The 14,693-nt window shown below is 62.3% G+C and carries 5 protein-coding genes and 2 rRNA genes (1 of these 7 running past the window's edge); 5 read left to right on the forward strand and 2 right to left on the reverse strand.

What is annotated here, in order from left to right:
* The 5 genes from REH34_RS19240 to recD all read left to right on the forward strand — a co-directional run.
* Positions 1–2,419: ribosomal RNA gene (locus tag REH34_RS19240) — 23S ribosomal RNA — on the forward strand; it begins 473 nt to the left of the window's first position.
* A 161-nt stretch (positions 2,420–2,580) separates the two neighbouring features.
* A 5S ribosomal RNA gene (gene rrf, locus REH34_RS19245) occupies positions 2,581–2,696 on the forward strand.
* Positions 2,697–2,910: 214 nt separating this feature from the next.
* Positions 2,911–6,378, forward strand: coding sequence for an exodeoxyribonuclease V subunit gamma (gene recC / locus REH34_RS19250; RefSeq protein WP_311968822.1), 3,468 nt, complete (start codon positions 2,911–2,913; stop codon positions 6,376–6,378).
* Entirely contained in the window at positions 6,375–10,064 is a 3,690-nt protein-coding gene (recB, locus tag REH34_RS19255; RefSeq protein ID WP_311968823.1) for an exodeoxyribonuclease V subunit beta, read from the forward strand. Before recC ends, recB begins: the two co-directional genes overlap by 4 nt.
* Complete coding sequence (gene recD, locus REH34_RS19260; RefSeq protein WP_311968824.1) at positions 10,061–12,151, forward strand: exodeoxyribonuclease V subunit alpha; 2,091 nt, start codon at positions 10,061–10,063, stop codon at positions 12,149–12,151. The genes recB and recD overlap by 4 nt, the downstream gene beginning before the upstream one ends.
* A gap of 54 nt (positions 12,152–12,205) precedes the next feature.
* Here recD and REH34_RS19265 read toward each other — a convergent pair whose 3' ends face one another.
* Together REH34_RS19265 and REH34_RS19270 are read right to left on the reverse strand one after the other, a co-directional pair.
* On the reverse strand, positions 12,206–13,738 hold the full coding sequence (locus REH34_RS19265; RefSeq protein WP_311968825.1) for an amino acid ABC transporter permease/ATP-binding protein: 1,533 nt from the start codon (positions 13,736–13,738) through the stop codon (positions 12,206–12,208).
* Between the two features lie 137 nt (positions 13,739–13,875).
* Positions 13,876–14,670, reverse strand: a complete 795-nt coding sequence (locus REH34_RS19270; RefSeq protein ID WP_311968827.1) for an ABC transporter substrate-binding protein — start codon at positions 14,668–14,670, stop codon at positions 13,876–13,878.
* Positions 14,671–14,693 lie beyond the last annotated feature (23 nt).

Consider the following 14,693-nt stretch of genomic DNA (forward strand, 5'->3'; position numbering starts at 1 on the left):
ACCCCGGAGAGGGGAGTGAAATAGATCCTGAAACCGTATGCGTACAAGCAGTGGGAGCAGACTTGTTCTGTGACTGCGTACCTTTTGTATAATGGGTCAGCGACTTATTTTCAGTGGCGAGCTTAACCGAATAGGGGAGGCGTAGCGAAAGCGAGTGTTAATAGCGCGTTTAGTCGCTGGGAATAGACCCGAAACCGGGCGATCTATCCATGGGCAGGTTGAAGGTTGGGTAACACTAACTGGAGGACCGAACCGACTACCGTTGAAAAGTTAGCGGATGACCTGTGGATCGGAGTGAAAGGCTAATCAAGCTCGGAGATAGCTGGTTCTCCTCGAAAGCTATTTAGGTAGCGCCTCATGTATCACTGTAGGGGGTAGAGCACTGTTTCGGCTAGGGGGTCATCCCGACTTACCAAACCGATGCAAACTCCGAATACCTACAAGTGCCGAGCATGGGAGACACACGGCGGGTGCTAACGTCCGTCGTGAAAAGGGAAACAACCCAGACCGTCAGCTAAGGTCCCAAAATCCTGGTTAAGTGGGAAACGATGTGGGAAGGCTTAGACAGCTAGGAGGTTGGCTTAGAAGCAGCCACCCTTTAAAGAAAGCGTAATAGCTCACTAGTCGAGTCGGCCTGCGCGGAAGATGTAACGGGGCTCAAACCAGGTACCGAAGCTACGGGTATCACCTTCTGGTGATGCGGTAGAGGAGCGTTCTGTAAGCCTGTGAAGGTGAGTTGAGAAGCTTGCTGGAGGTATCAGAAGTGCGAATGCTGACATGAGTAACGACAATGGGTGTGAAAAACACCCACGCCGAAAGACCAAGGTTTCCTGCGCAACGTTAATCGACGCAGGGTTAGTCGGTCCCTAAGGCGAGGCTGAAAAGCGTAGTCGATGGAAAACAGGTTAATATTCCTGTACTTCTGGTTACTGCGATGGAGGGACGGAGAAGGCTAGGCCAGCTTGGCGTTGGTTGTCCAAGTTTAAGGTGGTAGGCTGAGATCTTAGGTAAATCCGGGATCTTAAGGCCGAGAGCTGATGACGAGTGCTCATTAGAGCGCGAAGTGGTTGATGCCATGCTTCCAAGAAAAGCTTCTAAGCTTCAGGTAACCAGGAACCGTACCCCAAACCGACACAGGTGGTTGGGTAGAGAATACCAAGGCGCTTGAGAGAACTCGGGTGAAGGAACTAGGCAAAATGGCACCGTAACTTCGGGAGAAGGTGCGCCGGTGAGGGTGAAGGACTTGCTCCGTAAGCTCATGCCGGTCGAAGATACCAGGCCGCTGCGACTGTTTATTAAAAACACAGCACTCTGCAAACACGAAAGTGGACGTATAGGGTGTGACGCCTGCCCGGTGCCGGAAGGTTAATTGATGGGGTTAGCTCACGCGAAGCTCTTGATCGAAGCCCCGGTAAACGGCGGCCGTAACTATAACGGTCCTAAGGTAGCGAAATTCCTTGTCGGGTAAGTTCCGACCTGCACGAATGGCGTAACGATGGCGGCGCTGTCTCCACCCGAGACTCAGTGAAATTGAAATCGCTGTGAAGATGCAGTGTATCCGCGGCTAGACGGAAAGACCCCGTGAACCTTTACTATAGCTTTGCACTGGACTTTGAATTTGCTTGTGTAGGATAGGTGGGAGGCTTTGAAGCGAGGACGCCAGTTCTTGTGGAGCCAACCTTGAAATACCACCCTGGCAACTTTGAGGTTCTAACTCAGGTCCGTTATCCGGATCGAGGACAGTGTATGGTGGGTAGTTTGACTGGGGCGGTCTCCTCCTAAAGAGTAACGGAGGAGTACGAAGGTGCGCTCAGACCGGTCGGAAATCGGTCGTAGAGTATAAAGGCAAAAGCGCGCTTGACTGCGAGACAGACACGTCGAGCAGGTACGAAAGTAGGTCTTAGTGATCCGGTGGTTCTGTATGGAAGGGCCATCGCTCAACGGATAAAAGGTACTCCGGGGATAACAGGCTGATACCGCCCAAGAGTTCATATCGACGGCGGTGTTTGGCACCTCGATGTCGGCTCATCACATCCTGGGGCTGAAGCCGGTCCCAAGGGTATGGCTGTTCGCCATTTAAAGTGGTACGCGAGCTGGGTTTAGAACGTCGTGAGACAGTTCGGTCCCTATCTGCCGTGGACGTTTGAGATTTGAGAGGGGCTGCTCCTAGTACGAGAGGACCGGAGTGGACGAACCTCTGGTGTTCCGGTTGTCACGCCAGTGGCATTGCCGGGTAGCTATGTTCGGGAAAGATAACCGCTGAAAGCATCTAAGCGGGAAACTTGCCTCAAGATGAGATCTCACTGGAACCTTGAGTTCCCTAAAGGGCCGTCGAAGACTACGACGTTGATAGGTTGGGTGTGTAAGCGCTGTGAGGCGTTGAGCTAACCAATACTAATTGCCCGTGAGGCTTGACCATATAACACCCAAGCAATTTGCGACTCGAAAGAGCATCAGATTGCGGTGACTGTGGAGATGACACGAACCGAAAGTTCGTCGACTCTGAAGCGACACCCACAAATTATCACATACCCGATTCGCTGGAAGACCGCCCAAACGGTCTGCTGGCAAACAGAATTTCTTGACGACCATAGAGCATTGGAACCACCTGATCCCATCCCGAACTCAGCAGTGAAACGATGCATCGCCGATGGTAGTGTGGGGTTTCCCCATGTGAGAGTAGGTCATCGTCAAGATTGAATTCCGAAACCCCCATCTGCGAAGGCAGGTGGGGGTTTTGTCTTTGTGGTGCTTGGCAAAGTCAAGATCAAGAGCTTCGCGGGCAAGCCTTGCTCCCACAGTTGTATGCCGTGCATACCGTGGGAGCAAAGCTGCCTTCCCACGGCCCGTTCTGTGGCACCAGCATGATAAAGTTCGTCCTTAGCCCTGCTCACCGCCAAGGAAGCCTGAATGTCGTCTGCCACCCCCATCACTCCTGGCTTCATGATCGTCCACGGCAACCGTCTGGATGAACTGCGCGGTCTGGTGGTGAGCTGGATGCGACGCTATCCCCTGCGTCCGCTGGAAAGCGAAATCGCGCTGGTACAAAGCAACGGCATTGCCCAGTGGTTGAAGCTTGCCTTGGCCGAAGACCCGGCAGACGACGATCTGGGCGGCTGCGGTATCGCTGCGGCAATAGAAGTACAACTGCCCGGCAGTTTCATGTGGCAGCTGTACCGAAAAGTCCTCGGCAAAGAGGAAATCCCCGCTACGTCGCTACTCGACAAGGCGCCCCTCACCTGGCGCCTGATGCGCCTGCTGCCACAGCTTATCGACCAACCCCACTTCGAACCGCTGCAACGTTTCCTCACCGACGACACCGACCTGCGCAAGCGCTACCAACTGGCCGAGCGGCTCTCTGACCTGTTTGACCAGTACCAGGTCTACCGCGCCGATTGGTTGGAAGACTGGGCGGCCGGCCGCCACCAATTACGCAGTGTCCGCGGCGAAGCCAAGCCCTTGGCCGCTGCCAACTGCTGGCAGGCCGAACTTTGGCGGGCCCTGCTGCATGACGTCGGGGCCGAAGGCATGGCGCAAAGCCGCGCTGGCGTGCATCAACGCTTTATCGAACGCATCGACGCTCTTGAGCAAGCCCCAGCCGGCTTGCCGTCGCGAGTCATCGTCTTCGGTATTTCCTCGTTGCCGGCCCAGGCGCTGGAAGCGCTCGCCGGTTTGGCACGGTTCAGCCAAGTACTGCTGTGCGTACACAACCCATGCCGCCACCATTGGGCCGACATCGTTGCCGACAAAGACCTGCTGCGCCATCAATACCGTCGCCAAAGCCGCAAGCAAGGCACACCCCTGAGCATCGACGCCGGCGCCATGCATCAACACGCCCACCCGCTGCTAGCGGCCTGGGGCAAACAGGGCCGCGACTACATCAACCTGCTCGACAGTTACGACCAGCCTGACAGCTACCGCGCAGCCTTTCGCGAAGGTCGCATCGACCTGTTCAGCGAATCGACCACGCACACACTGCTCAACCAGTTGCAGGATGACATCCTCGAACTGCGCCCGCTGGCCGAAACCCGCAGCACTTGGCCCGCAGTGGACATCACCCAGGACCGGTCCATACGCTTCCATGTCGCCCACAGCGCCCAGCGTGAAGTCGAGATCCTGCACGACCAGTTGCTGGCTCGCTTCAGCGCCGATCCGACGCTGCGCCCACGCGACATCATCGTCATGGTCCCGGACATCGACAGCTACGCCCCGCATATCCGCGCCGTGTTCGGTCAACTGCCCCGCGACGATCAACGCTTCATCCCCTTCACCCTCACCGACCAGGGCCAGCGCGGTCGCGATCCGTTGCTGATCGCCCTCGAGCATTTGCTGAAACTGCCCGACAGCCGCTTCGCCGTAAGTGAGATCCTCGACCTGCTCGACGTGCCGGCCCTGCGCGCCCGCTTCGGCATCGCAGAGCGTGACTTGCCCACGCTGCACCGCTGGATCGAAGGCGCCGGCATCCGCTGGGGCCTCGACGCCCACCAGCGCGCCGGCCTCGGTCTGCCCCACGGCCTGGAGCAGAACAGCTGGCACTTCGGCCTGCGGCGCATGTTGCTGGGCTATGCCGTCGGTGCAGGTGAAGGCTGCGACGGCATCGAACCCTACGACGAGATTGGCGGCCTCGACGCGGCCCTGATCGGCCCTCTGGTGGCGCTGCTCGACGCGCTTGCCGTCGCTCACCAGCAACTCTCGCAGCCGGCATTGCCGAGCCAATGGGGCGAGCGCCTGCATGGCCTGCTGCAAGTGTTCTTCCAGGCCACCAGCGAACACGATGAATACCTGCTGGTGCAGCTCGAAGACCTGCGCGAAGCCTGGCTGCAGACCTGCGACAGCGTCAGCCTCGAAGAAGCGCTGCCCCTGACTGTGGTCCGCGAAGCCTGGCTGGCCGGTCTCGATGAAGGCCGCCTGTCCCAGCGCTTTTTGGCCGGTTCGGTAAATTTCTGCACGCTCATGCCGATGCGCGCCATTCCATTCAAGGTGGTGTGCCTGCTGGGCATGAACGACGGCGACTACCCGCGCGCCCAGCCGCCGCTGGATTTCGACCTGATGGGCAGCGACTATCGCCCCGGCGACCGTTCGCGCCGTGAAGACGATCGCTACCTGTTGCTCGAAGCACTCCTCTCCGCCCGCGACCAGCTGTACATCAGCTGGGTCGGCCGCAGCATCCGCGACAACAGCGAGCGTCCGGCCTCGGTGCTCATCGGCCAACTGCGCGACCACCTCGCCAGCGGCTGGCGACTGGCCGAGTCCGAACAAAACGACCCTGACGCTTTGCTGCACGCCTTGACCCTCGAGCACCCGCTGCAACCCTTCAGTGCTCGCTACTTTCACGAAGGCAATCAGCAGCTGTTCAGCTACGCCCGCGAATGGCAGCAACTGCACAACGCCTTACCACCGGGCGCAACCGCCACTGCCCTTGGCGCCTACACCCCCAGCGCAGCCCTGAGCATCGCCCAACTACAGGACTTTCTGCGTCATCCGGTCCGGCACTTCTACAGCCAACGTCTGAAGGTCTTCTTCGAAGCGGCCCAAGCTCCGTCGCCGGACGAAGAGCCCTTCAGCCTCGACGCCTTGCAGCGCTACACCCTCAGCGAAAGCCTGCTGGCCGCGGGCATGGCCAACGTCGACAGCGTCGACCTGGCCCTGCAGTCCCAGGCCCGACGCCTGCAAGGCAGCGGCCTGCTGCCGATGGCTGGTTTTGGTGCCTGTCTGCAAGCCGAACTGATCGAGCCCTTGCCCGATCTGCTCGCCCGCTATCGCGATTTGCGTGTGCTCTGGCCGATCACCCTGGAGAGCGCTCTGCCAATCACCTTCAGCCATCAAGGTGTAACGCTGGAAGGCTGGATCGGTGGCCTGCAACAGCGCGCCGACGGTGGCTTGCTCAGCGTTACCACCATTGCCAATGCCATCGGTGGCACGCGCACGCGCAAATGGCACCGCATGATCCGCTGCTGGGTCGAGCACCTGAGCGCCTGCGCGGTCGGCCTGCCATTGACCACGGCGCTGGTCGCCAGCGATGACACCCTGTTGCTCGAGCCACTGAGCGAGGACGCTGCCGCCGAACGCTTGCGCGACCTGCTCAGCGCCTGGCTCGTCGGTATGTCCGCGCCACTGCCGGTCGCGGTAAAGACCGCTTTCGCCTGGCTCGGCCAAAGCGACCCCGCCAAGGCCCACGCGGCAGCGGGCAAAGCTTACGAAGGCGACGGCATCACCTTCGATGGCGAGCGCCGCGAAAGCGTTGCCCTGGCACGGCAATTCCCCGACTTCGCCGCCATGCTCGCTGACGAAACCTTCAGCGGCTGGTGCGACACCCTGTATCGCCCACTGTTCGAAGCCCCTTGGCAATCCGTCGACGCCCAGGAGGCACAGGCATGACTCGATCCGCCCCCCTGGCCCTGACGTTCCCCCTGCGCGGCAGCCAACTCATCGAAGCCAGCGCCGGCACCGGCAAAACCTTTACCATCTCGGCGTTGTACCTGCGCCTGGTGCTGGGGCACGGTGGCGAGCCCAGCGGTTTCGGCCGCGAACTGCTGCCGCCGCAAATCCTTGTGGTGACCTTCACCGATGCCGCCACCAAGGAGCTTCGCGACCGTATCCGCACCCGCCTGGCCGATGCCGCACGGTACTTTCGTGACGAAATCCCCAGCCCCGATGCGCTGATCGAGCAATTGCGCGACGACTATCCGCCCGAGCACTGGGCGGCCTGCGCCAACAAGCTCGACATCGCCGCGCAATGGATGGACGAAGCCGCCGTCTCGACCATCCATAGTTGGTGCCAGCGCATGCTGCGTGAGCACGCCTTCGACAGCGGCAGCCTGTTTACCCAGACGCTCGAGACCGACCACAGCGAACTGCTCGGCGAAGTAGTGCGTGATTACTGGCGGCGCTTTTGCTACAGCCTCGAAGGCGACACTCTGACCTGGGTGCGCACGCACTGGAACAACCCGGCGGCGCTGCTGCCACGGGTACGCGCACTGTTCGGCACCCACAGCGCCAACAATGACGGCCGCGAACCTGGGGAGATCATCGACACCAGCCTGCAGCAACGCCGCGCCGCCCTGGTCACGCTCAAGCAGCCTTGGACGCAATGGGCCCAAGAGCTCCTCGCCTTGTTCCACACCGGCGTCTCCTCCAAATCTGTGCACGGCAAATACATCCAGGCGCGCTTCTTCGAGCCCTGGTTCGAAAAGATCACCGCTTGGGCGACCAACGAAGATCAACACCACCTTGATATCGGTACCGGCTTCACTCGCCTGACGCGCGAAGGCGTGAGTGAAGCCTGGAAGACCGACCCGCCCGACCACCCGGCGCTCGACGCGATGCTCGATCTGCCCAGCCAGCTCGACGGCCTGCCCAGCCCCGATGCCGCCGTGCTGCAGCATGCCGCACATTGGATCGGCGAGCGCTTCGAAGCGGAGAAGCGCCGACGCGCCGAAATGGGTTTCGACGACATGCTGCTGCGCCTCGACGCAGCCCTGGGTGGCTCGTCCGGCGAGCGCCTGGCGAGCCTGATTCGCGAGCAGTTTCCGGTGGCGCTGATCGACGAATTCCAGGACACCGATCCGGTGCAGTACCGCATCTTCGAGCGCATCTACCACATCGAGGCTAACGACCCGGCCACTGGCCTGTTCCTGATCGGCGATCCCAAGCAGGCGATCTACGCCTTTCGCGGCGCCGACATCCACACCTACCTGCGCGCACGCCAGGCCACCACCGGGCGGTTGCACACGCTGGGCAAGAACTTCCGTTCCAGCGCCGAGATGGTCGCGGCAGCCAACCATGTATTCGCCGCTGCCGAGCAGCGCGAGCCGGGGCGCGGAGCCTTCCTGTTCAAGGACGGCGCGCAGAACCCGGTGCCGTTTCTGCCGGTGGACGCCCAAGGTCGCAAAGAGACGCTACGGATCGAAAACGTCGCCGTGCCGGCCGTGACGCTCTGGCAATTGCAAAGCGAGGCGCCGCTCTCTGGCGAGGTATATCGCACGCAAATGGCCGCCGTCTGCGCCAGTGAAATCGTCCGCCTGTTGATGGCCGGCCAGCACCAGAGCGGCGGTTTCGTCGCTACCGACGGCGCGCTGCGCGGCATCCGCCCGGCCGACATTGCTATCCTGGTGCGCGACGGCAAGGAAGCCCAGGCCGTGCGTGGGCAACTGGCAGCGCGCGGGGTGCGCAGCGTGTATCTGTCCGACAAGGACTCAGTGTTCGCCGCCCAAGAGGCCCACGACCTGCTGGCCTGGCTCAAGGCCTGCGCCGAGCCGGATGCCGAGCGCCCGTTGCGCGCCGCCCTGGCCTGCATCACCCTCAACCTGCCGCTGACCGAACTCGAACAGTTCAACCAGGACGAACTGGCCTGGGAGGCGCGGGTCATGCAGTTCCGCGAATACCGTACGCTTTGGCGCACCCAGGGCGTACTGCCGATGCTGCGGCGCCTGCTGCACGACTTCGCTTTGCCGCAGACCCTGATGCTGCGCAGTGACGGCGAGCGCGTACTGACCAACCTGCTGCACCTCAGCGAGCTGCTGCAACAGGCCGCCGGCGAACTGGATGGCGAGCAAGCGTTGATCCGTCATCTGGCCGAGCACCTGGCGCTGTCCGGGCAGGCCGGCGAAGAGCAGATCCTGCGCCTCGAAAGCGACGAGCAACTGGTCAAGGTGGTGACCATCCACAAATCCAAGGGCCTGGAATACCCGCTGGTCTTCCTGCCCTTTATCTGCTCGGCCAAACCGGTGGATGGCAAGCGTCTGCCGCTGGCTTATCACGACGAGCACGGCCTGGCCCACGTGACCCTCAGCCCGACGCCCGAGCAGATCGCCCTGGCCGACGACGAGCGCCTGGCTGAAGACCTGCGCCTGCTGTACGTCGCCTTGACCCGCGCGCAATACGCCTGCTGGCTGGGCATCGCCGACCTCAAGCGCGGCAATCACAAGGACTCGGTGCTGCACCGCGCCGCGCTGGGCTATCTGCTCGGAGGTGGCCAGCCGCTGGCGCAATCCACGGCTCTCAGCAGTTGGCTGCGCGACTTGCAACAGGGCTGCGCCAGCATCGCCTACCCGAGCCTGCCCGAAGCCGATGACCTGCACTTTATCGCGCCAGTCGATGACGCCCCCTTGCGTGCCGAGCTCACGCCCACTCGCAAGGCCGCCGAGAACTGGTGGATCGCCTCCTACAGCGCACTGCGTATCAGCGACGACCCGCTCGCCGCACCTGACAGTGCCCAGGCGCAAAAACTCTACGACGATGAACGCCTCGATCCCCTGGCACCTCGCGAAGTACAGGCCAGCAGCGGCGATATCCATCGCTTCCCGCGCGGGCCCAACCCCGGCACCTTCCTCCACGGCCTGCTGGAGTGGGCCGGTACCGAAGGCTTCGGCCAGGTCGATCAAGACGCCATCCAGGACAGCGTCGCCCGGCGCTGCAACCGTCGAGACTGGAGCGGCTGGATCACGACCCTGGTGGACTGGCTGCAGGCCCTGATCGCTCAGCCCTTGCCACTGGCCGAAGGGCAACCGGGGTGCGCCCTCAAGGACCTCACCGAATACCAGATCGAGATGGAGTTCTGGTTCGCCAGTCACCGCGTCGATGTCAGCCGCCTAGACGCGCTGGTTCGCGAGCACACCCATAACGGTGCCTTGCGCGCGCCGGCTCAGGGCGCCTTGTTGAACGGCATGTTCAAGGGTTTCATTGACTTGACCTTCGAATATCAGGGCCGCTATTACGTGGTCGATTACAAGTCCAACTGGCTCGGCCCGGACGAACAGGCCTACACCTGGGAAGCCATGGACCAGGCGATCCTTGATCATCGCTACGACCTGCAATACGTGCTCTATCTGCTGGCCTTGCACCGCCAGCTCAAGGCGCGGCTGCCGGACTACGACTACGACCTGCATGTCGGCGGCGCGCTGTTCATCTTCCTGCGCGGCGTGCATGCGCCGAGCCAAGGCTGCTATTTCGCCCGCCCGGACAAGGCCCTCATCGAGCAGCTCGATGCGCAATTCCGCGGTGAGGCCGCACCGCGCCCGCCCGCCGCCCAACAAGGCGATCTGTTTCAAGGAGCCGGCGCATGAGCCGCACGTTCGATGACCTGTTACCGACGCCCCTGGATGCCGAGAGCCTGGCGCGTTTGCAGCCGCTCACTGCGGGTGGCGATCTGCTGACGTTGCTCGAACGCTGGGTCGAGCGCGGTTGGCTGCGGGCGCTGGACAAGGCCTTTGTGGCCTTCCTCGCCGAGCTCGACCCTCAGGGCGATCCGCTGGTGTTATTGGCGGCGGCGCTGACCAGCCACCAACTCGGTCACGGCCATGTTTGCCTCGACCTGGGTGCCACCCTGGCCGAACCGGACTTCGCCCTGTCGCTGCCGCCCGAGGGCGATGCGCTGACCGGGCCGTTGCTGCTGCCCTCGCAATTGCTCGAACACCTGAGCCTGGAGGCGTGGCGCGAGACGCTGGCGGCCAGCGCGCTGGTCGAGCGCGCATCGCCTACCCCGGGCCACTCGACCACCGCCAATCAACGCCCACTGGTACTCGCCGGCCACCGCCTGTACCTGCGCCGCTACTGGGGTTACGAGCGCCGTATCGATCGCGCCCTGCGCCAGCGCCTGGCACAAACCTCCAGTGCTCCAGCGGACCTCGCCGAACGCCTCGAGCAATTGTTCCCAGCGCAAAGCGAAGTGCCAGTGGACTGGCAGAAACTTGCCTGCGCCCTGGCCACCCGCAGCGCGTTCAGTATCGTCACTGGCGGCCCCGGCACCGGCAAGACCACCACCGTAGTGCGCCTGCTGGCGTTGCTGCAGGCGCCCGCGGTGCAAGCGGACAAACCCCTGCGTATCCGCCTCGCGGCGCCGACCGGCAAGGCAGCAGCACGCTTGACTGAATCGATCAGCGCCCAGGTCGCCACGCTCGACGTCGACCCGGCCGTGCGCGCACGCATCCCCGTGGAAGTGACCACGGTGCACCGCCTGCTCGGCAGCCGCCCCGGCACGCGGCATTTTCGTCACCACGCCGGCAACTTGCTGCCGCTGGATGTGCTGGTGGTCGATGAAGCCTCGATGATCGACCTCGAGATGATGGCCAATCTGCTCGACGCCTTGCCAGCCCACGCGCGGCTGGTGCTGCTCGGCGACAAGGACCAGTTGGCGTCGGTAGAGGCGGGGGCGGTGCTGGGCGACCTGTGCCGCGACGCCGAGGCCGGCCGCTACAGCCCCGAGACCCGTGCCTGGCTGGAACAGGTAGGGCATGAGCGCTTGGATGGCAGCGAACTGCTGGCGGGCACCGCCAGCGAACACCCCTTGGCCCAGCAAGTGGTGATGCTGCGTTATTCGCGGCGCTTCGGCGAAGGCAGCGGCATCGGCCAACTGGCGCGGCAGGTCAATCGCCAGGCGCCGGAGCAGGCGCGGGCGCTACTGCAAAAGGGCGAGTTCAAGGATATCTACTCGCTGCAGCTCAAGGGCGAACAGGACCGGGCCCTGGAAAAACTGCTGCTCAACGGCCAGGCGGCGACAGGCCCCAAGGGCTATCGCCATTACCTCGGGCTTATCCACAGCCAACGCCCGGCTCCGACGCTGGATCTGCAAGCACCGCAGTGGGCGCTGTGGGCGCGAGCGGTGCTGAGTGCATTCGACGAGTTCCAGTTGCTGTGTGCGGTGCGCAAGGGCCCTTGGGGTGTGGAGCGCCTCAACCAGCGCGCGACCCAGGCGTTGTTCGCTGCAGGCTTGATCGAGAGCGATCAGCACTGGTACGAAGGCCGGCCGGTACTGATGACGCGCAACGACTATGGCCTGGGCTTGATGAACGGTGACATCGGCATCGCCCTGCGCCTGCCCGAGGCACCCGGCTCGCAGCATTTGGTACTGCGGGTCGCCTTCGCACGCAACGATGGCGAAGGCGGCGTGCGCTTCGTGTTGCCGAGCCGGCTCAATGACGTCGAGACGGTGTACGCCATGACCGTGCACAAGTCCCAGGGCTCGGAATTCGCCCACACCGCGCTGATCCTGCCGGATGCGCTGAATCCGGTGTTGACCAAGGAGCTGATCTACACCGGCATTACCCGGGCAAAAAACTGGTTCACCCTGATCGAGCCGCGCAGGGGCGTGTTCGAAGCGGCAGTCAAGCGCAAGGTCAAACGCTTGAGCGGGTTGATGCTCGAAAGCTTGTAATGCCTGATGATAGGGTGGGGCTTATGGCCTCTTCGCCGCCATAGACCCACCCTATCACCCCACCGCCAGACTCTGCTCCACCTCGATCCCCATGAACCGCCGTACCCGTTCACCCTCGGGCTGAGTACGGATCGCCAACGGCGCGGCATCGAGCTGGATATTGCCGTTCTCCATGAACAGCACGCGATCGGAAATCGACATCGCGAAATCCATCTCGTGCGTCACGATCACCAAGGTCATGCCCTCGCGCGCCAGTTGGGCGATCACCTTCAACACTTCGCCCACCAACTCCGGGTCGAGCGCCGACGTCGGCTCGTCGAACAGCATGATCTGCGGCTCCATGGCCAGCGCCCGGGCAATCGCCACGCGCTGCTGCTGGCCACCGGACAGCTGATGGGGATACTTGGCCGCATGGGCCAGCAACCCCACCTTGTCGAGCAAACGCCACGCTCGCTGCTCGGCTTCGGCCTTGGACACGCCGTGATAACGCGGCGCCAGGGTAACGTTGTCAAGGATGGTGCGGTGCGGGAACAGATTGAAGTTCTGGAACACCATGCCGATCTGCCGCACGCCCTTGCGCACCTGGGAATTGTTGGGCGCGTCATTGGCGTGGATGTAGCTCTCGCCAAACAGCACGATCTCGCCCTTGTCGATGGTCTCCAGGCCGTTGATGGTACGAATCAGCGAGGTCTTGCCCGACCCGGACGGGCCGATGATGGAGATCACCTGGCCGGAGGCGATGTTCAGGTCGATGCCCTTGAGCACCTCGTGGTGGCCGTAGCGCTTGTGCACAGTACGCAGTTGCAGCGCCGGCGTGGCATCCATGGTTTTAAGCGCGGTCGCGGCCAGCGCTGTAGGGGCGAGCTGTTGGCGAAACCGCGTGATCCCCTCGTCAGTGAGGGTCTGCGGCTTGCGCAGGCTCAAATCCAGATACCGTTCCAGGCACTGCAACAGCCAGCCGAACACGGTCACGATCAGCACGTAATACACGCCGACCGCCGCCAGGGTTTCCATCACCAAAAAGTTTTGCGCATACAGGCGCTGGCCGACGGTGAGCAGTTCGGTCAGGGAAATCACCGAGATCAGCGAGGTCAGTTTCACCACCGTGATGTACTCGTTGATCAGCGTCGGCAACGAGATCCGAAAGGCCTGGGGAATCACGATCAAGCGTTGCAGGCCGAGCAGGCCGATGCCCAGCGCGCGCCCGGCTTCCTTCTGCCCCTTGAGCACCGAGATCAGCCCGCCGCGATGGATCTCGGCCATGTACGCGGCCTCGGTCACCACCAGCGCCAACAGGCCGGAATAGAACGGCACCGACAGTACTCCGCCGGTCGAGGGGAACAGCTGCGGCAGGTTGTAGACGAACACCACCAGCACCAACAGCGGGATGCTGCGAAAGAACCAGATATAAATCGACGCCGGTACCCGCAGCCACGCCGAGGTCGAGAGCTTGGCCGAGGCCAGCAAGAACCCCAGCAGCATGCCGATCAGCCACGCCAGGGCGCTTAGCTCGATGACCGTCAGCGTCGCCTCCCAGAAGGCCGGCATCGAAAACAGCGAAACAAAATAAGACCAATCGAATTGCATAGATACCTCACCCAAACCGCTAGACCACAGCTGCCTTGCGTTACCTGTGGGAGCAGGCTCTGCGCGCGAAGCCTTCAGGCTTAAAAATCTTCGCGGACACAACCCGCTCCCACAGAGGATGCAAGGCGCAAATGCAATCAGTCAGCTGCTTCCAGATCGTATTTTTTCAGGATGGCCGCGTAGGAGCCGTCCTTCTTGCTGGCATCGACCGCCTTGAGCAGCGCCTGGTAGGTCTCGTCATTGCCCTTCTTCACATAGATGCCCAGGGTCTGCGGATAGACCAGGTCATGGGAAGTCACCACCACGCGGCCATTGGTACGATCGGCGATCATGTGCGCGGCGCCGGCGATCTCGACCTGGGCCTGGATGTTCTTTGACAGCAGCGCCTGAGTGACTTCCGGCGCGGACGGGTATTCGCTGATGGTAATCGCGCCCTTGTTGTTCGGCAGGCAGTACTCGGTCGACAACTTGTTGAAGGCCGCCACCCAGGTCGTGCCCTGTTCGAGGCCGACTTTGAGGCCGCACAGGTCTTCAGGCTTTTGCGGTTTCAGGTCGCTGTCCTTGGGCGTCATGATCGCCGCGCCGGTCTTGGCGTAGGGGATGGTCAGCGCTTGGGTCTGGCGTTCGGCAGTGATGTACATGCCCGAGATGATCGCGTCGTAGTGCCCGGCGTTCAGGCCCAGAATCAGGTTGGGGAACTTGGTGTCGACGAAGCTGGCCTTGACGCCCATCTCTTTGGCCAGGGCATGGGACAGCTCGGGATCGGAGCCGACCACGTTCTTGTTGGCATCGTAGGATTCGAACGGCGGGTAGGTGATTTCCATCCCCACTTTCAATTCGCCCGGTGTGGCGGTTGGCGCAGCGAGGGCAGCGCCGGCGGCCAGCAGCCCGGCAGCCAAGAGGGTCAAGCGCGTAACGTGAAGGTTCGACATAGGCGGTGCTCCAAGGAGAGGTG

Source organism: Pseudomonas baltica (assembly GCF_031880315.1).
Lineage (GTDB): Bacteria > Pseudomonadota > Gammaproteobacteria > Pseudomonadales > Pseudomonadaceae > Aquipseudomonas.